The organism is Streptomyces sp. NPDC087901 (genome assembly GCF_044742205.1).
In the GTDB taxonomy this organism is placed as follows: domain Bacteria; phylum Actinomycetota; class Actinomycetes; order Streptomycetales; family Streptomycetaceae; genus Streptomyces.
This window is the reverse complement of record NZ_JBIUUC010000007.1, coordinates 210,440-228,543: the sequence shown is the minus strand read 5'-3', so window position 1 is coordinate 228,543 and position 18,104 is coordinate 210,440. Positions and strand designations below refer to the sequence as shown.

15 protein-coding genes and 1 tRNA gene are annotated in these 18,104 nt (G+C 70.6%); 7 read left to right on the top strand and 9 right to left on the bottom strand.

Annotation, left to right across the window (positions count from 1 at the left end; genetic code table 11):
* Positions 1-12: 12 nt before the first annotated feature.
* From ACIOEW_RS23070 to ACIOEW_RS23050, 5 genes are all read left to right on the top strand, one after another.
* Entirely contained in the window at positions 13-2,166 is a 2,154-nt protein-coding gene (locus tag ACIOEW_RS23070) for an ATP-binding protein (RefSeq protein ID WP_401965530.1), read from the top strand.
* Complete coding sequence (locus tag ACIOEW_RS23065) at positions 2,163-4,493, top strand: WD40 repeat domain-containing protein (RefSeq protein ID WP_401965527.1); 2,331 nt, start codon at positions 2,163-2,165, stop codon at positions 4,491-4,493. Before ACIOEW_RS23070 ends, ACIOEW_RS23065 begins: the two co-directional genes overlap by 4 nt.
* A gap of 315 nt (positions 4,494-4,808) precedes the next feature.
* A complete protein-coding gene (locus ACIOEW_RS23060) occupies positions 4,809-5,495 on the top strand; it encodes an RES domain-containing protein (protein ID WP_350992204.1) in 687 nt (228 codons plus the stop codon).
* Positions 5,496-5,999: 504 nt separating this feature from the next.
* The gene (locus tag ACIOEW_RS23055) at positions 6,000-6,383 is read left to right on the top strand and encodes an XRE family transcriptional regulator (protein WP_350992206.1); all 384 of its coding nucleotides are present in this window, start codon (positions 6,000-6,002) and stop codon (positions 6,381-6,383) included.
* A gap of 1,376 nt (positions 6,384-7,759) precedes the next feature.
* Positions 7,760-8,473 carry an RICIN domain-containing protein gene (locus ACIOEW_RS23050; RefSeq protein WP_401965523.1) on the top strand — a complete coding sequence of 238 codons (714 nt, stop codon included), beginning with the start codon at positions 7,760-7,762 and terminating at the stop codon, positions 8,471-8,473.
* 230 nt (positions 8,474-8,703) lie between these two features.
* Here the strand turns inward: ACIOEW_RS23050 and ACIOEW_RS23045 are convergent, their stop codons facing one another.
* From ACIOEW_RS23045 to ACIOEW_RS23030, 4 genes are all read right to left on the bottom strand, one after another.
* Positions 8,704-8,958, bottom strand: coding sequence for a hypothetical protein (locus tag ACIOEW_RS23045; protein ID WP_401965520.1), 255 nt, complete (start codon positions 8,956-8,958; stop codon positions 8,704-8,706).
* 88 nt (positions 8,959-9,046) lie between these two features.
* Positions 9,047-9,952, bottom strand: a complete 906-nt coding sequence (locus tag ACIOEW_RS23040; RefSeq protein WP_401965517.1) for an SDR family oxidoreductase — start codon at positions 9,950-9,952, stop codon at positions 9,047-9,049.
* Positions 9,949-10,902, bottom strand: coding sequence for an alpha/beta fold hydrolase (locus ACIOEW_RS23035; RefSeq protein ID WP_401965514.1), 954 nt, complete (start codon positions 10,900-10,902; stop codon positions 9,949-9,951). Before ACIOEW_RS23035 ends, ACIOEW_RS23040 begins: the two co-directional genes overlap by 4 nt.
* The gene (locus ACIOEW_RS23030) at positions 10,899-12,425 is read right to left on the bottom strand and encodes a flavin-containing monooxygenase (RefSeq protein WP_401965512.1); all 1,527 of its coding nucleotides are present in this window, start codon (positions 12,423-12,425) and stop codon (positions 10,899-10,901) included. Before ACIOEW_RS23030 ends, ACIOEW_RS23035 begins: the two co-directional genes overlap by 4 nt.
* Before the next feature lie 196 nt (positions 12,426-12,621).
* Here ACIOEW_RS23030 and ACIOEW_RS23025 point away from each other — a divergent pair, with 196 nt between their 5' ends.
* A complete protein-coding gene (locus ACIOEW_RS23025; protein WP_362542957.1) occupies positions 12,622-13,263 on the top strand; it encodes a MerR family transcriptional regulator in 642 nt (213 codons plus the stop codon).
* A gap of 51 nt (positions 13,264-13,314) precedes the next feature.
* Here the strand turns inward: ACIOEW_RS23025 and ACIOEW_RS23020 are convergent, their stop codons facing one another.
* Positions 13,315-14,130, bottom strand: coding sequence for an exodeoxyribonuclease III (locus ACIOEW_RS23020; RefSeq protein ID WP_401965509.1), 816 nt, complete (start codon positions 14,128-14,130; stop codon positions 13,315-13,317).
* Between the two features lie 49 nt (positions 14,131-14,179).
* On the opposite strand from ACIOEW_RS23020, the gene ACIOEW_RS23015 reads away from it, so the two are divergent.
* Entirely contained in the window at positions 14,180-14,662 is a 483-nt protein-coding gene (locus ACIOEW_RS23015; RefSeq protein ID WP_401965506.1) for a GNAT family N-acetyltransferase, read from the top strand.
* On the opposite strand, the gene ACIOEW_RS23010 is transcribed toward ACIOEW_RS23015, so the two are convergent.
* From ACIOEW_RS23010 to glpR, 4 genes are all read right to left on the bottom strand, one after another.
* Positions 14,659-15,477, bottom strand: coding sequence for an alpha/beta fold hydrolase (locus ACIOEW_RS23010; RefSeq protein WP_401965503.1), 819 nt, complete (start codon positions 15,475-15,477; stop codon positions 14,659-14,661). The genes ACIOEW_RS23015 and ACIOEW_RS23010 overlap by 4 nt on opposite strands.
* Complete coding sequence (locus ACIOEW_RS23005; RefSeq protein WP_362542475.1) at positions 15,474-16,268, bottom strand: SAM-dependent methyltransferase; 795 nt, start codon at positions 16,266-16,268, stop codon at positions 15,474-15,476. The genes ACIOEW_RS23010 and ACIOEW_RS23005 overlap by 4 nt, the downstream gene beginning before the upstream one ends.
* Before the next feature lie 384 nt (positions 16,269-16,652).
* A tRNA-Ala gene (locus tag ACIOEW_RS23000) sits at positions 16,653-16,726 on the bottom strand.
* Between the two features lie 98 nt (positions 16,727-16,824).
* Complete coding sequence (gene glpR, locus ACIOEW_RS22995) at positions 16,825-17,994, bottom strand: gephyrin-like molybdotransferase receptor GlpR (RefSeq protein ID WP_401965500.1); 1,170 nt, start codon at positions 17,992-17,994, stop codon at positions 16,825-16,827.
* Between the last annotated feature and the right edge of the window lie 110 nt (positions 17,995-18,104).

Sequence of the window (18,104 nt, the reverse complement as noted above, 5' to 3'; positions counted from 1 at the left end):
AACACTAAGGAGATGCAGAACAGGGCGGAGGCGTTCACACAAACGCAGGACATCGAGGCGGATACCGGATCTCAGCGGACTCTGCTGACCCTGGCGGTGCGTGACTACGGCGACGGCGACGACAGCTTCACCGAGGGGATCGACGAGCAGCTGGAAGTCGTGACGGAGTGGTGGTCCGGACACGGCGCCGAGCCCCCCTTCCGTCAGGTTCCGCCCCCGGATCTGCGGCGACGCGAGGACGTCGAGGACTTCCTGCGTGAGCACAGGGTGAGGGAGATGGAGGGCCAGGCCCTCGTCATGTTCATCACCGGACACGGCGTCTCCGGCGCGCGAACCCACTTCCTGAAGCTGCCCGCCTCCGTCAAGGGACGCCACCTCAACACCTCGGTGCGCACCACCGAACTCATCACCGCCGCCCTCGACTCGCACGTCCGCAACGTCCTCGTGATCGTCAATACCTGCTACGCGGGAAAGATCCGCAGCGAGCTCGACGAGGTGCTGGAGGACATCCGCGGGCAGCGGCGTACGCAGTGCAGTCTCGATGTCCTGGTGACGTGCGGGCACGACAAGCCGGTGCAGGTACGGCGGTTCCCCACGCTGCTGCGCGGTGCCCTGCAGCGGCTGCGGACCACCGCGGGCATCACCACTCCCTACCTCACGGTCGCCGAACTCATGGCCGAGTTCGAGCGCGAGCTGGGCACGGAGACCGCGATCAGACAGCACCGACTGCACCGGGTGGTCGACGGCAGCGGCATCCTCACCCCGACGCCCTGCATCCCCAACCCGGGTTACCGCTACGGCCATGACCTGGCCGGGGCGGGGCTGCGGCAGGCCGGCACTCCGGTGGACGACTACTGGCTCGACCGGGCGACCGGCCGTACGCAGGACAGCGATCCGGGGTGGTACTTCCGCGGCCGTGATGACATCAACCGCAGTGTCACCGAGTTCCTGAGCCCCACACGCGCCCGGGGAGTGCTGCTGATCACCGGGACCGCCGGCAGTGGCAAGTCGGCCGTGCTGGCGCGGGCGGTGGTGCTGAGCGATCCGTCGTTCCAGGAGGAGCCCGTCTTCAAGACCGCGGTCGATCTGGCCGCTGCCGGCACGGTGCCCGCTCCCGGCGCCCTCACCGGGGCGATCCTGGCGCGTCACCGGGGCCCGGCGGATCTGGCCCGCGACATCCTGCGGGCTCTCGGGGTCGAACCCGGCCGGCCGGCCTCGACCGAGGATCCCGTCGTCACCTGCACACAGCAGATCGTCGAGACCCTCCGCGGTCGTGGCGAGCCGGTCACCCTGGTCATCGACGGTCTCGACGAGGCGGCCGAACTCCCCCGCGTCATCGACGATGTGCTGGCCCCGCTCAGTGAGTTCTGCTCCCCGCAGATAGGGCAGGTGCCCGCCCCCCGGCAGAACGACGGCCCGCTTCCCCCCGCCATGCCTGCGGGTCTGCGCCTGCTCATCGGCGTGCGCTCCAGCCGGCCGCTCAGCGACTCCCCCGTGGAGCTGCCCGACGCGGAACAGGGACTCAGCGAGGCCCTGCAGGCTGCGTTCCCCACCGCCGCGCAGCTGCGGACGGATGGCGAGGGGAGCGAGAAGGACATCGCGCAGTATCTGCACGCGCTCATCTGCGAGGGCGGGCATCGCGACACGGCCGAGGAAGCGGCGGATCTGGTGGCGCCCGAGGTGTGGCCGTCCTTCATCCTGGCCCGTCTCGCCGGGGAGCAGTTGCGTGCCGCCGAGGACCCGGCGGCGGTCGCGCACCGGCCGGAGTGGATCGCGATGCTTCGGCGGGGGGTGGAGGGGCTTCTGCGACGTGATCTGGCGCTGGTGGCGGGGGACGGCCTTCCGTCCGACGTGGCGCTGGCCCTCCTCCGGGCTTCGGCCTTCGCCGCGGGGGCGGGAATCCCCTGGTCGAACATCTGGCCACGGATGGGCCGGGTGTTCCTGGGCCGTCAGTTACCCGACTGGGACGACATGATCGGAAAGCTGCTGAAGAGCCGCCTGAACGGCTATCTCGCGCACGATCACGAGGATGAACGGCGGGTCTACCGGCCGGCCCACGAAGCGGTGGCCGAGGTGCTCTGCGACCTCGACGCCGACCTGCTCGACCTCGACGCGGACACCCCCGATCCGGGCGCGGACACCCTCGCCCCGGAGGAGTCCGAATGACCCCGCGACCGGGCAGCGACCGGCATACCGAGATCCACCGCCGACTGGCAGCGGCCCTGGCCGAGCTGGTGCCTGACGACCCCGGCATCCCGCCGCACCCCTATCTACGCCGTCATCTGGCGCAACATGCCGCCCAGGGGCGGGTGCTGGACGACGCGCACGTGCCTCCGTCCCTGCTGCCGTGGGAAACCAGCTCCGGTCTCGGCCGGCTGCTGGCGGGCGGGAACGACCCGTCGGACCGTCAGCAGTGGCTGCGGGCCTGGGCCAAGCTGGAGCCCTTCTCCCGGGGGCTCACTCCGCTGTCCCGGCTGACCAGCCTGCACCTGGCCCACCACGCGGCCACGGCACGCCACCAGCCGCTGTCCACTCCGGCCCCCGGGGACGCGGTGCTCGCCGGGTCGCCGGTGACCCCGCTCTGGAGCGACTGCGCGAGTCCGGACAACGTGTGGGCCGTGACCGAGGCCGCCGTCACCTCCCTGGCCACGGTGCAGGCGGGGCGGCGCGCGCGGGCCCAGCCCCTGCTGGTCACGGGGGACGACCACGGTGTCGTCCGCATCCTGCGGCCCGACGGTTCCGCCGCCGCGCCACCGATCGCCGTACACGACGGCGCCATCGAGCACCTGGTCACGCTGCACGAGGGCCTCCTCGCCACCGGCGCCACCGACGGCACCGTCTCGGTCCTGGACGCGCTGCGCGGCCGCACCATCGGGCCGGTGCTCCGGCGTCCCGGCACCTGGGTCAGTTCGCTCACGCTCTACCGGCCGCGGGACCGGGGCCAGGTGCTGCTCGCCGCGTGGAGCGACGGCTACCTCGCCGCGTTCAACACCGCGGCCTTCCAGCAGATCGACATACCGCTGCCCCGGCTCGAACGAGCAGCGGCCATGGTGCGCGGTACGTCCCGGCCCGACGGGTCCGGACTTCTGCTCTACGCCCAGCACGACACCGTCAGCAGCTTCGACGGGCGCACAGCCGTCATGCGATCCCGTCATCCGGCGGCCGTACGCGCCCTGGTCGCCCTGACCCCGGCCGGGCACTACGCCGTGGGCGACGGCCACGGCACCCTGTCCGTCCACGATGTGACCGTTCCGGGACGGGCCATCGTCAGCAGCACCGTCGCGACGTCCGAGGGCGCCGTGACGGCGCTGGCGCTGGTCGAGGCCGAGGACCGGCAGGTGCTTGTCAGTGCCGGGGCGGACGGCACCGTGTGTCTGTGGCGGACCGAACCGCTGGAGCCCCTGGAGCCGCTGGCACCCCTCGGCGAGTCGATTCAGGCGCACTCCGCCCCGGTCACCGCGCTCTCCGCGTTCACCGAACGGCCGGGCGCCCGCCTCATCACGGCCGGAGCCGATCGCACCGTCCGGAACTGGCCCCTGGACGGTGCCACGTTCCAGCACGGCCGAGCTGCCTGGACCCCGGTCACCGCCAGCGCGCTGTCCCCCGGGCCACCCCATCGCCTCGCGGTCACCGAAGGGAGCAGAACCCTGGCGTGGGACATCGGCACCGGCGAGAAACACCCCGTCATCGACGACGAGCAGGTCACCGCGCTCGCCTGGGTGAGGCGGCGTGACCACGTGCTGCTGGCAGCCGCTCGCAGCGACAACAGCATCGCCCTGTTCGATGCCTCCGCCGCCGGGGATTCGGCACCGGTGGCAACGCTGCACGGCCACTACTCCCCTGCCCTCGCGCTCGTGGCCGTCGAGGGCCCTGGGCCGTCCTCCCGGCTGGCGAGCGCGAGCGCCGACGGATCCGTACGCCTGTGGGACCTCGACACCTCTGAACCCGTCGCGATTCGCAAGGACCACAAGTTCAGCGTGCGGTGCCTGGCCACCAGGAGCACGGGAGCCGGTTCCCTTCTCGCGTCCGGCGGCAGCGACGGCAACCTCCGGATCTGGGAAACGGCGGATCTCACCCAGTACGGCCGCACGATCCGGTGCGGCCAGAACATCGTCAACGATGTCGCCTTCGCTCCCGGGCGTGGTGCGGCGGGCCTGCGACTCGTCACCGCCGGGCAGAACGGCACACTCAAATTCTGGGAGCCGGATAGCGCTGCCGAAGCCCTGCGCGAGTTCGACCCGGGTGACGGCGAGTTGAACGCGGTGACGGCCTTCCCGGTCCAGGGACAGCGTGTCGCCTTCGCCACGGCCGGCAGCACCAGCATTCATCTGTGGGATCCGGCGGCCGGCCGGCATCTCCTGCAGATCGTCACCGGCTATCGCGTCCATGCGCTGCGCACGGCCCCCCAGCAACCCGGCGAGCCCTCCACGGTCCTCCTGGCGACGGGAGAAGCCGGCACCATGATCTTCCGTATTCATCACGACCGCCTGTGAGGCCGGATGCGCCCTCTGCGCGCTCCGGCGCGACGCCTTTGCGCCCGTTCGGCGTCGGCGAGCGGGCCGCCGCGCGACACTCACCTGCGCGACAATGATCAGCCGCGTCGGCGGCCGGACAGGCCCGCCCGAACCCGCCACCGGCCCACGCCCCATGACCGCCGAAGAGCCTTGTCGAGGACCCATGACCGCTGTCTTAGTTCGCACCGCCGACCCCCTGCACCTGCCCCGGCCACACCCCCTGCCCCGCCCCCACGCGATCGACGGACGAACGGGGAGACGAGGGACCGACCCCGCCGGACGGGGGCAGCAGGCATGACCGTCTCCGTCCCCCCGGTCGTACTCGCCCGCGCCCCCGACCGGGGCGTATGGCGCCTGGGCAAGTCGGCCGCACCGCTGAAGTTCAACCGCGTCGAGCCCGAAACTCTCGGGGGCTCCTCGGCCGGCCGCTTCAGTCTCTTCACCTACGGCATGCTGTACTGCGCCTCCGAACCGACCGGCTGCTACGCCGAAGCGCTCGCCTACTTCCGCGTCCGCCCGGAGATGCGGAGCCTCCTCGCCGACGAACCCCACAAGCCCGGTCACATGAGGATCGGCCACCTGGCGTCCGGCTGGCGCGACGCCCACATACTGGTCCGGCTGAAGCTCGCGGCGGAGGCCCGGTTCCTCGACGTGGACGCGGACATCACCCGCGAGGTACTCGCACGCGAGCTCCGGCACGAGTTCAGCGAATGGGGGGTCGAAGGGGAACTGACCGACGACCACATCCACGGCAAGGACCGCCGCGTCGCCCGTCAGATCGCAGCCTGGACCGTCGCCCAGCGCAACGCCGAGGGCCACCAACTGGCCCAGGGCATCGTCTACCGGTCCGGGTTCGGCGGACGCCGCTGCTGGGCGGTCCTGAGCGGTACCGACTACACCGAGGCCGAACGCCGTCCGATCCTCGCCGAGTCCGTCGAACTACAGGAAGTGGCACGCGAGTACGGACTCACCGTCTGGTGAACACGGCACGATCGACCGACTGGCCGTGCGAAATGTCCCCCGATCTGATGCCTGGGTGATTCGCACGGCACAGGACCTGTGAGCGCACCCTAGCGAACGTATCGGAAAACATGCAGCTCACAGGCCCGACCGGCAACAAGAGGGAGGATTTACCACCCTTCCAAGGGGGGAAATCTATGGAGTAAGTTGCGTGTAAACGGGTACCATTGACTCAACACCACAGGGGGGAATCGATGTTGATCACCAGTCACTTACCTTTAGCGAGTGCTGCGCGCATCCGCAGAGGCAGAGCGATCCGCTCGCCCCTGCACCCCGATCACCTCCTCCCGCCTGTAGTGGTGCACAGCACGGCCGCGGCAATACCACTTGCCCACCCGCCGCAAGCACCCCACAGACATGGCTGACGAGCGGCAGCGAATCGCGCCCGCGCTCGGCCTTCGCGCATTCAGCGCACCCATCCTCCGCTGACGCCTCACCGGCGAGCGACGAGGAAACGAGGAGACCATGCAAACTCAGCGAGAGACCACGGCCGAAGCCCGCGCACTCCGCGACATGACGGAGCAGTCCATCGCAGGCATCGCCCGCTTCCTGCAGGACGCCTTCAGCCAGCGCGTCGTCGCCTTCATCGCAGGCATCGAAGACCCCAAGCAGGTCGGAAAGTGGTGCAGGGAGCAGAACGCCCCGCGCTTCGACTCCGAGATGCGCCTGCGCACCGCCTACCAGATCTTCAAGTTCATCGAGAGTGCCGAGAACCTCCACACCGCTCGGGCCTGGATGATCGGGATGAATCCCCAACTCGACGACGATTCGCCGCTTGAGGCGATCGCCGGAGAACACTTCAAGGAAGTCATGACCGCGGCGCGCGCCTACCTTCAGGGCGACCTCTGACTCAGAGGTCAGGGGCAGCAGCGGTCTCCGCCGTCGCCCGCCCCTGCCCTTCCGGTCATGCCTGTTGAGTTTCTGCTGGTCAGGGGCGGGCTCCGCGTCGGCGTGGAAGCGTCGGGGCGTCGCGCTTCCTGATCGATGGGGTTGCTGATGCCGTTCGGCGCTGGGTCTGCCGGCGGCGAAGGAGTTGGCCGCGACGGGGGAAGCCGGCGGGAGAGGCGGCCGAGCGCGCGCGGCCGATCGCTGAAACGGACGCCGATCAGTCCGTCGCGAAGGGGCATACCGGCGGCCCCCGAAATGGGGAAACCCGGCGGGAAGCCAGGCAGGGAACCCGGTAGTACCCGCAGTACATGCACCACGTGGCGGGGGCGGACCGTTACGGGTGACCGGAGTGCTGCCCGTCGGGTCCTGGGCTCAGTACTGCCCGTCGGGTCCCGGGCTCGGCTCAGTACTGCCCATCGGGTCCCGGGCTCAGTACCGTCCATCAGGCCCTGACTCCCGCCTGCGGCAACTCCCACTTCGATCGCCCGTCAGCGTCATCCCGGCATGAGAGCGACATGCCGACGCGGCTTCGCCGGTGGATGTTCACGAGTGCCCTGCGGACAGCCCGGCCCTCCACCGGCCTGGATATCCACGGCCCCAGGACCGGCCGGTCGATGAGGCCGCGCGGGCGAGGCCCCCTCACTGCCCCTGCTGAACGGCGGGGCGAACAAGGGCCCTTGGTCGAGGCCCGGCACAACTACCGGGGCTTCGGCGCCCGCCACCCGAACGGCCGACGTATCGGTATGACGATCCCGATCCTCCCAACGACATCGGGCCCGGTCGAATTCCGTACGACTCATCGCGAACCCCTCCCGCCAACTCACCGTCTTCCAAGCGGCGTGTTCGCCTTTCTTCGGCAGGTCGTGGAGCGATTAGATGGGGATTGATCCACTGCGCTCCTCCTCACGCGCCCCGAGGGCCTCAGTCCGCCGGGACAGCGCCATTCGAACCGCCTGCCGCATCAGGGGGAGGCATGCACCGTTGGTCGCCCTTTCGTTCCCGAGCACTCCTCAGGGCTCGACCTCATATTCAAGGAGCACAACCGAATGCCAGAGCTGCCGAAACGAAACGTCACCAGACCCGACAGCTCACGGCCGGCCAGGCCCGTTCGTAGCAACGATGCGTTGAATCTGGATTCGGCCCGTGCCGCACTCGCTCGCGCCATCGCGGCGCAGCGCGCCGAGAACGCCGAGAGCGCACCGGCGCAGGGCGTCGCGGAGCCCGGTCTCCCGCAATCCTCCGCAGCGTCGGAGCCGACTCATGAGATATCACCGACCGCTTCCCCCCGTCGCTGGGCGTTCCTGCGACGGAGGTGGGTCCTGGCTACGGCCGCCGGCGTGGCAGTCGCGGCTGTCGTCACGGGCGCGGCCCTTATGGCCGGCGGAGGCTCCGGCGACTCCAGCCGCCAGGCCGATGCGCTCGCCGAAGGGCCCGTACGGTCCGACGGCGAGGACATGGGAGTCGGGGGCCAGTCGTTACTGCCAGGAGTTCCGACAGCGGATCCGACGGCATCCCCCTCCGTCACCCCGTCCGCCACCCCCTCTTCGTCATCGAGCAAGAGTGCCCCGGGCACGCCCGGCCGGGGCAACAGCACCGCCTCCCCGGGGTCCGGCTCCTCGTCGGCCGCAGACGACCCCGGAACGGACAGCGCCGCGAAACCGGGCAGCGGCAACCCCAGCGGCTCAACCACGGTCAGCGGCGGCGCTCTGGCGGTCGAAGCCTCGGGCAAGTGCCTGACGGGCGCAGGCTCGGGGTCGCAACTCGTGGCATCCGCCTGCGCGGGTTCGGTCAGCCAGTCCTGGAGTCCCGAGCCGGACGGCACTCTGCGGCAGGGCGGCCTCTGCGCGGCCGTCACCGGAACCGAGGACCGGACCCCGGTCGTCCTGGCCACCTGCGACGGGTCTTCCGTCCAGCGCATCCGCCTTTCCGGTACAGCGCTGACGTCCGCGTCCACCGGCAAATGCCTGGATCTCTTCGGGGGCGCGAGCGGTACCCAGATCGTGCTCTGGGAATGCAACGGCCGTGACAACCAGCGCTGGAGCGCCGCCTGACCGTCCTGCCTGCCGTCCTGCCTGCCGTCCTGCCTGCCGTCCTGCCTGCCGTCCTGCCTGCCTGCCTGCCGTGCTGCATGACGTGATGTGTGCCGCCCCGCGCGCCATCTCGCATGCCGCCCCATGCCGCCCCGCAGCACGCTGCATCCGCACACGGAAAGGGGCGCGACCCAAAGAACCGGGCGCGCCCCTCACCATGCGACGCGAAGAACGCGTCAGTCGTACATGCGTCAGTGGTCGAAGCGCTCCCGCACGTCGTCCGCCGCACCCTGGGCGCGGTCGCGACCCTGCTCGGACGCCTGGCGGGCCCGGTCGGACGCGTCCTGACGACGGTCCTGACCCTGGCCCTGCCGCTGGCCCTGGCCCTGGCCCTGGCCCTGGCGCTGACCCTGACGCTGGTCTTCGCCCTTGCCGCCCTTCATCTTCTTCTGACCCTGGTCGGCAAGCTCCTGCGCCTTGTCCTTGAACTGGTCGGCGATGCCCATGCTGTTCACTCCTATGTGGGGGTGCGTGGGGGTGGCCCCTGTGGGGCCTCGACCAGAGTTACACGACGGGACATTCAACGCATTTCGATCACTTACGCTGCGTATTCGGCGCCGGCCGCGACGCCCGTTCGTCCTGGTCAGCCGCTCCACCGGCGCCCACGAGCCCCTTGCCGACACCCTCCAGACGTGACCCGAACCGCTTCATCTCCCGCTGGCCGACCACACCGATCAGTGACGGCAGATAGCCCCGCACGGACTGCATCCCGCGCAGCCACCACTGGGCGTACACATGCGGGGAGCGCCGCTCGATGCCGGCCACGATGCGGTCGACGGCCGGGCCGAGCGGATACGTGCGGTTCGACGGCCACGGCAGCCGCTGGCGCAGCTCCCGCATCACGTCGTCCTCGTCCGCGCCGCGCACCATGTCCGTGTCGGTCCAGGAGAGGTAGCCGACGCCGACCTTCACGCCCCGGTAGCCGACCTCCGCCCGCAGGCTGTGCGCGAACGCCTCGACGCCCGACTTGGACGCGCAGTACGCGGTCATCATGGGCGCGGGGGTGATCGCGGCGAGCGAGGCGATCTGGAGGAAGTAGCCGCGGCTCTCCATCAGGATCGGCAGGAACGCCCGGCCGGTGACCGCGCCGCCGATCAGGTTGACCTCGATGACCCGCCGCCAGGCCACCGGGTCGGAGTCGACGAACGGTCCGCCCGAGGCGACGCCCGCGTTGGCGACGACGATGTCGATCTTCCCGAAGCGCTCCTTGACCTCCTGCGCGACCCGCGCCATCGCCTCGTGGTCGGTGACGTCCGCGTGCCAGTGGTCGCTGTCCCCGTGCAGCCGCTCGGAGACCTTCTTCAGCTCGTCCGGCTCCAGGCCGACCAGGGCCAGCTTCGCCCCGCGCGCCGAGAGCTTGCGCGCCAGCAGCTCACCCACGCCGCGCGCCGCGCCCGTAACTACGACGACCTGACCTTCGAGACCGTGCCTGCCGCTCATGCGACCTCCTCCTTGCTCTCGGCCTTGCCTTCGTCATCGGTCGTACCCCGCAACGGGAGGTACGCGGTAACCAGTTCACGGATCTTCGTCGTGACGATCTCCGGCGCCTCGACCGGCGTCATGTGGCCCATACCTGTCAGCTCGGTCAGCCCGAGGCAGTCGGGCAGCGCCGCCGCGATCGTCCGGGCGTGGACGGGCGGCGTCAGCCGGTCGTCCGTACCCGCGATCACCGCGGTGGGCACCCTCAGCTCCCGTACGCCCTCGTCGAGGTCCAGGTCCGCGAGCACATGCCCCCAGGCGACCCGGGCCGCCCGCGGGCATGCGTGCACGATCCGCGCGCAGGCGTCGACCCGGTCCGGGGCCGAACCCGGTCCCATGGTCCCGTACTTGAGGATCCGCCGGGAGAGGGATGTGACCGGTCCGAGCGGCGCCCGCGCCCCGAGGATGGCACGCGTCATCCGGGTCCGCACGGCGCCGGGCCGCATCGGCACGACGAGCGACTCCGCGATCAGCCGGGAGCTGCCTGTGCTGCACAGCAGGGCCGCGGCCGCGTGTTCGCGCAGTCCGGCCCGCCGTGAGGCGGACATGATCGTCATGCCGCCCATGGAGTGCCCGGCCAGTACGGCCTTCTCCCCCGGTGCGAGGGTGGCGGCGAGCACCGCTTCGAGGTCGTCGGCCAGTGCGTCGGTGCTGTACCCCTGACGCCCCACCGACGGCGAGGTGCCGTGGCCGCGCTGGTCGTAGGCGATGACCCGGTGGTCCACGGCGAGGTCGCGTATCTGGGCGTCCCAGAAGTGGGTGTTGCAGGTCCAGCCGTGGGACAGGACCACCGTGGGGGCGCTGTCCTGTCCGTGTACCTCGACATGGATACGGGAGCCGTCTGCGGAGACGGCCATCAGTTCCCGTACGGGCACCGGCCTGGGGTGCGCGCCGCGCAGCGGTCGGCTCATCCCGCCACCTCCTCGGTGACAGCGACGGCCCTCTTCGCGTCGCGCTGCGCGGGGACCCGTACGACCTCGTACTCCGCGATGTCGACCTCTCGTGTCACCTTGCGGAACTCGGCGGTGGTGCCGGGCCAGACCGTGGTGTTGCGGCCGTTGGCGTCCAGGTACCAGCTGTCGCAGCCGCCGGTGTTCCAGACGGTGCGCTTCATGCGCTCCTGCACGCGCCGGTTCCACGCACCGACTGACGAGGGGCGCGCGTCGAGTGCGACGCGGCCGCCCAGCACGTTCAACTGGCGCATGTAGTCGGCCATGTAGTTCAGCTGGGCCTCGATCATGAGGATCATCGAGGAGTTGCCGAGCCCCGTGTTGGGGCCGATGATCGTCATCCAGTTGGGGAAGCCGGCCGCACTCGCGCCGCGCAGTGCCTGCATGCCGTCCTTCCATGCCTCGGCGAGCGTGATGCCGTCCGCACCCACCACCCGCTCGGCGATCGGCATGTCGGTGACGTGGAAGCCGGTGCCGAAGATGATCGCGTCGACCTCGGTCTCCGTACCGTCGGACGCAACGACCGTGGAGCCGCGCACCTCGCTCAGACCGGAGGCGACCACGTCCACGTTGGGCTGGGCGAGCGCCGGGTAGTAGGCGCTGGAGAGCAGGATGCGCTTGCAGCCGATGCGGTACGAGGGGGTCAGCTTGGCCCGGAGCGCCGGGTCCTTGATCGACCGCGCCATGTTGGACTTGGCTATCCGCTCGACCAGGCCCAACTGGTCCGGGTGCTTGGTGAAGGCGCTGACCTGCAACTCCCGTATGCCCCACAGCATTCCGCGACGTGCGGTACCGGTGAAGGGGAGCGTGCGGTGCAGCCAGCGTTCGGCTCCGCTGATGACGCGGTCCATGCGCGGCATGACCCACGGCGGGGTGCGCTGGAAAAGCGTCAGTTTGCCCACCTTCGGCTGGATCGCCGGCACGATCTGGATCGCGGAGGCCCCGGTGCCGATCATCGCGACACGCTTTCCGTTCAGGTCGGCGTCGTGGTCCCAGCGGGCGGAGTGGAAGACCTTGCCGGGGAAGTCGGCGAGGCCGGGGATGTCGGGCATCTTCGGGTCGGAGAGCGGGCCGGTCGCGGAGACGACGACGTCCGCGACGACCGTCGTGCCGTTCGCGCTCTCGATGACCCAGTTCAGCTCGTCGTTGTCCCAACGCATCATCTTCACCTCGTGGTTCAGCCTGAGGTGCGGGCGCAACCCGAAGGTGTCCGCGACCTGCTCCAGGTAGGCGCGGATGTGCTCCTGCCCGGAAAAGGTGCGCGGCCACTCGGGGTTGGGTGCGAACGAGAACGAGTAGAGGTGGGACGGTACGTCGCAGGCGCATCCGGGATAGCTGTTGTCGCGCCAGGTGCCACCGACCGAGTCGGCCCGTTCCAGGATCACGAAATCGGTGATGCCTTCGCGGCGCAGCCGGACAGCGGCTCCAAGACCCCCGAACCCGGATCCGATCACCGCCACTCGTACATGCTCGTGCTGGGCCATGCTGCCGCCTCCCGCGGTACGTCACACGACTCTGCCAGCAATCACTGGCATTGTTGGGAGAGTAGAGCAGCTTCATACCGATGGGTAGGGGTGCGGCGAGGGAAAGTTACCGGGGGTACAACATGCGCCCTCCCCTCGCGGGGGAGGCCGGTAGGGTGCGGGTGTGGAAGAAGGAAGCGCGCACCGTGAGTACCGCATGGAGGAGCTGGCCAAGGAGGCAGGCATCCCCGTCCGGACCGTGCGCTTCTACCGGGAACGCGGCCTGATCTCACCACCTCGGCGCGAGGGCCGCATCGCCTGGTACGACGACCACCACCTGGCCCGCCTGCGCACCATCGCCGGCCTGCTGGAGCGCGGCCACACCCTCACCGGAATCGCCGACCTGGCCCGCACCTTCGAGAGCGGCCGCGACGTCGCCGAGGTGCTGGGCCTGGGCGAACCGACCGAGGAGACCCCGGTCCGACTCACGCCCGAACAGCTCGCGGACTACTTCGAGGGCGAGTCCACGCCGGAGAACCTGGCGGCGGCCATGGAGCTGGGCTACCTCGGCACGGACGGCGACGAGATCGTGCACATCAGCCGCCGCCTGCTGGAGGTGTCGGCCGAGCTCGTCCGCGAAGGGGTCCCTCTCGCCGAGGTACTCGCCTCCGGCCGCCGCGTCCGCGAGCACGCGGACGCCCTGGCCGACCTGTTCGTGGCGACCCTGCGCGCCCACAGCACGGAGGCCGAACCACCCCAACTGCGGCCGCTGGCCCGCGCGGTGGTGGACGCGGAACTCTCCATGGCCCTGGACCGGCGCCTGCGCCGCGACGCGGAGGCGCAGCCGCCGTCGGCGTAGCCGTAGGGGCTGCCGCTCGTACGCCACGGTACGAGCAGCAGCCCCTACGCCCTACCGCTCGTACACCACTGTCACCGGCGCATGGTCGCTCCACCGCTCCGCGTGCGTGGCGGCGCGCTCGACCAATGCCTTCACGGCGCGTGCGGCCAGTCCCGGGGTCGCCACCTGGTAGTCGATGCGCCATCCGGCGTCGTTGTCGAAGGCGCGCCCGCGGTAGGACCACCACGAGTACGGCCCCTCCACGTCCGGGTGCAGGGCGCGCACGACGTCGACGTACGCGGCCTCACCGAAGACCCGGGTCAGCCACTCCCGCTCCTCGGGGAGGAATCCGGAGTTCTTCTTGTTGGCCTTCCAGTTCTTCAGGTCGGCCTCCTGGTGGGCGATGTTCCAGTCGCCGCACACCACGACCTCGCGACCCTCTGCGGCGGCCCGCGCCTTGAGGCCGACGAGGTAGGGCAGGAAGGCCGCCATGAAGCGTTCCTTCTCGTCCTGCTTCTCCGTGCCGACCTCGCCGGAGGGCAGATACAGGCTCGCGACCGTGACGCCCGGCAGGTCGATCTCGACGTACCGGCCGCTCGCGTCGAACTCCTCGCTCCCCTCGTCACCGAAGCCGCCGAAGCCGATCTGTACGCGCTCCGGCGCCCGGCGGGAGTAGAGCGAGACCCCGGCCCGGCCCTTGGCGGCGGCCGGCGCGTGGACGGTGTGCCAGCCCTCGGGGTCACGCACCTCGTCGGGCAGCTGCTCCGGCTCGGCCCGCACCTCCTGGAGGCAGATCACATCGGCGTCGGTCTGCGCCAGCCACTCGACGAAGCCCTTTTTCGCGGCGGCGCGGAGACCGTTTACATTCACGGAGGTCACAGTGAGCATTCCGGCACGATACCGACCCCACGGCCCGCATACATGTACGATATGCCGCATGATTATCCGGCCACGCCCTTACGATCACCCCGACGCCGTCAAACTCAACGATCTCGTGCAGCTCGAGTACGCCGAGCGCTACGGCGACGAGGGCGACATCACACCGCTGGACGCCACGATGTTCGACCCGCCGCACGGGCTGTACCTGCTCGCCTACGACGCGTCGGACCGCCCCGTCGCCACTGGCGGCTGGCGCTCGCAGGAGCGCAACGCCGAGGGCTACTCGGACGGTGACGCCGAGCTCAAGCGGATGTTCGTGATATCCGAGGGCCGCGGTCAGGGCCTGGCCCGCCGCATCCTGGCCGCCCTGGAGGCCGACGCCCGTGCCGCGGGCCGCACCCGCATGGTGCTGGAGACCGGCGATCAGCAGCCCGAGGCCATCGCGCTGTACCTCTCCAGCGGCTACGAGTCCTGCGAGAAGTTCGGCCACTACCGGACGTACGAGAGCAGCCGGTGCTTCGCGAAGCCGCTCAAGCCCTAAGCGCTCTTCACCCCTGCCAGAAACCGCACCACCGCGTCGCTGAACGCCTCCGGCCGCTCCAGACCGGGCAGGTGACCGGCCCCCTCGATCACGACCAGTTCCGCATCCGGGATCAGCCCGCGCAGGACCCGGGCCTCCGCGACCGGCGTGTAGACGTCGTCCGCGCCGACAACGACGAGGACCGGCACCCCGGCCCCGGCGAGCGAGTCACGGTAGTCGGGCCGCTCGGCCCGGCCCCGCAGCGCGGCCGCCGCCCCCTCAGGATCGGTGCTCCGCATCATCCCCCGCACCTGAGCGGCGACTGCGGGCAGGGCGGTGACGTTGTACGGGGCCAGCATCTTGTCGATCACCTCGTCCGCGTACCCGCCCATCCCCTCGGCGAGCAGCCGGTCGGCGAGGCGGTTGCGGAACGCCTTGCCGTCCTCGGTCTCGGCGACCGGGGACGTGTCGGCCAGGACCAGCGCCGTCACCCGGCCCGGGTACGCGCGGTGGAACTCCATGGCGATCTGCCCGCCCATGGACACCCCGCCCACGACGGCCCGCGCGATGCCCAGGTGGTCGAGCAGCGCGGCGATGTCGTCGGCGAAGTCCGCGAGCAGCGTGCGGCCCGTGACGACGCCGCTTTCCCCGTACCCGCGCAGGTCGGACACGATCACCCGGTATCCGGCCCCGACGAGCGCGGTGATCTGCGGCTGCCACATGGTCCGGTTGAACGGATGTCCGTGGACGAGGACGACGGGCGGCAGTTCCCCGCCCGGCCCCTGGTCGTCGTACGCGAGCAGGGTGCCGTCCTGCGCCGTGAACCGGCTGCTCATCGGACCACGCGCCCGACGCCCACGTAGAAGCCACTGCGCTCGACGACCGGCGCCGGCTCCTCCAGGAACCACTCGGTCGCGGGGACGAGTCCCGGACCGACGAGCTCCAGCCCCTCGAAGAACGGCTCGACCTCGGAGCGCGTACGCATCCGCAGCGCGATGGCGCCCTTCCTGTACGCCGACTCGGTCTCCTGCTTCAGCTCCGGGTGCTGATCGGCGGTGCCGTGCGAGAGGACCAGATAACTGCCGGTGGGCAGCGCGTCGACCAGGGTGCGGGTGATGCCGTACGGGTCCTGGTCGTCCGGCAGGAAGTGCATCAGCGCGATCAGCGACAGGGCGACGGGCCGCTCGAAGTCCAGCATCTCCCTTGCTCTTCCGAGGATCGCCTCCGGCTCCCGCACATCGGCGTGAAGGTAGCCGGTGGCGCCTTCCGGCGTGCTGACGAGGAGCGCCTCCGCGTGACGCAGGACGATCGGGTCGTTGTCCGCGTACACGATCCGGGCCGTCGGCGTGATCGCCTGGACGATCTGGTGGAGATTGGGCTCCGTGGGGATGCCGGTGCCGATGTCCAGGAACTGGTCGATCCCGCTGCGCGCCAGCCAGGCGGAGGCCCGGTGCATGAACGCCCGGTTCCGCGCGGCGTTCCCGCGCGTCTCCTCCGGCAGCGTCCGCGCGAACTGCTGGTCCACCGGGTAGTTCTCCTTGCCGCCCAGGAACCAGTCGTAGACGCGGGCGGGGTGAGGCTTGCTGGTGTCGATCCGGGGCTCGGGCTCGGGTATGCCTGCCGTCACAGGTCGCTCCTCGGGGCGGAGTACTTCACATTCGGGTAGCCGCTTTCAGCCTAGGCGACGGCGATCAGGCCCCGTCAGCTGTTTTCCTGCCAACGCTCCTGCGTTGAAGTGCACTTCAACAAGCACACTCCCATCTGCGGCCACCGGACGACGGTGACCGAAACCGAAACCGGAGGGGAACGTCATGAGGTACCGCAGCATCGGCACAGATCCCGCTCCCGCCACCCGACGCGCGGTGAGCGTCCTCGCGCTCGGCGCGATGCCCTTCGGGCCGGTCACCGACGGGGGACGAGATCGTCATCGCCACCGAACTGGGCGCCGAACAGCCCCGGTAACGCCAAAGAGCCCCTGCCGGGTTTCCCCGGCAGGGGCTCTGAGCTGCGGTGGACCTGTGGGGATTTGAACCCCAGACCCCCTCGATGCGAACGAGGTGCGCTACCAGACTGCGCCACAGGCCCTTGCAACGAGTGAAACTTTAGCACCCCGACCGGGGTGCTCGGAAATCCGTTCCGCGCTGGTCAGCCGAGTCGCTGCCGCAGCGGGCGGGGCGGGCGTCTCACTCGTTGGCCGCGCGGGGGCGGTCGTCCTCGTCGTACTGGTCGAAGAGCGGCGTCCGGCCCCGCTCGCGGGCGCGGCGGGACTGGGCGGAGCGCTGGCGGGGCGCCGGATCCACCGGGGGCGCCGCCTGCTGCGTGGCAGCCGGCTGGGTGGGTTCGGCGGTGCTGGAACGGGCCGCGCTCCACGTCTCCGGGTTGCCGACCTCGATGCCGCCCGTGGCGCGCGGGGCGACCGGGGCGGTGACGTAGGTCGGCAGCGGGACCGGGACGGGCTCCCAGCTGTCGCCCTGGACCCGGCCCCGCTCACGCTGCTGGTCGACCCACTCCGCGTGGTCCGTCTGCTCGACCAGCGCGCGGCGGCCCGCCTCCTGCGGGGAGACCGTGGGGGTGGGCTCCGGGGTGGGGTGGCGGGCTTCGGGGTCCTCGTCGGACTCGGCGGGGGCCGTCGCGGCCGGCTGGTGGCGGCGGGGGCGGCTCTCGCGGAGCCGCTGCGCCGCGACCTCTGCCCGGCGCCGGTCCATGGTGAAGGCGAACCTGCGCCGCTCCTGGGCCCGCAGATGCACGATGTACGTGCTCAGCAGCACCGCGGGAACCGCGGGGGCCCAGAGCAGACGGAGGCCGCCGACAGCGGCGACGACCGCGCCGAGCGTGAACCCGAGGAAGAGGACGACGGTGGTGCGCCGACGGCGCGCGAGGACCTGCAGGCGCTGCGCCCGCCGGGCGCGTTCCGCGTCGATTCCGCCGGGGCGCGGACGCCGGGCGGGCACGGGGACGGAGGAATCGGAGGAGGACGCGGGCCGCTCGCGGGCCGGGCGCTTCTGCGCCGCGCGTTGCTGGGCGGAGTGCTCCGGCGCACGAGCCGGGTCGTGCACCCGGGCCTCGGTGTGCGCCGGGGGCGCGGAAAAGGCCCGGACGTCGGCGGAATCCATTCGGTCCGTGACTGAGTCCGGGTCGGCGTCGGGCGCCGCCTCCTCGTCGGTGCGCTCCCGCAGTTCCTTGGCGTACCGGCGCTCCATCGCCGCCCGTCCGGACAGCAGCCGGATGGCGGTGCTGAAGCGTTCCGTCGGACGGGCCTCATTGAGCTCGTCCTGCCTGCGGAGCCACATCGGTACCAAGTAGGCGGCCCAGGCCCCGACAATGACTGCGTAGATCAGGCCGCTGCTGCTCACATCTCACACCGTAGAGGGGTTTGCGTGGAGGCATCCGCCAATTGGCGCGGTGTGTCGCACGATCTGGCTGATATCACGGACTTTTTTTGTGATTGTTCGGATCAACAGGC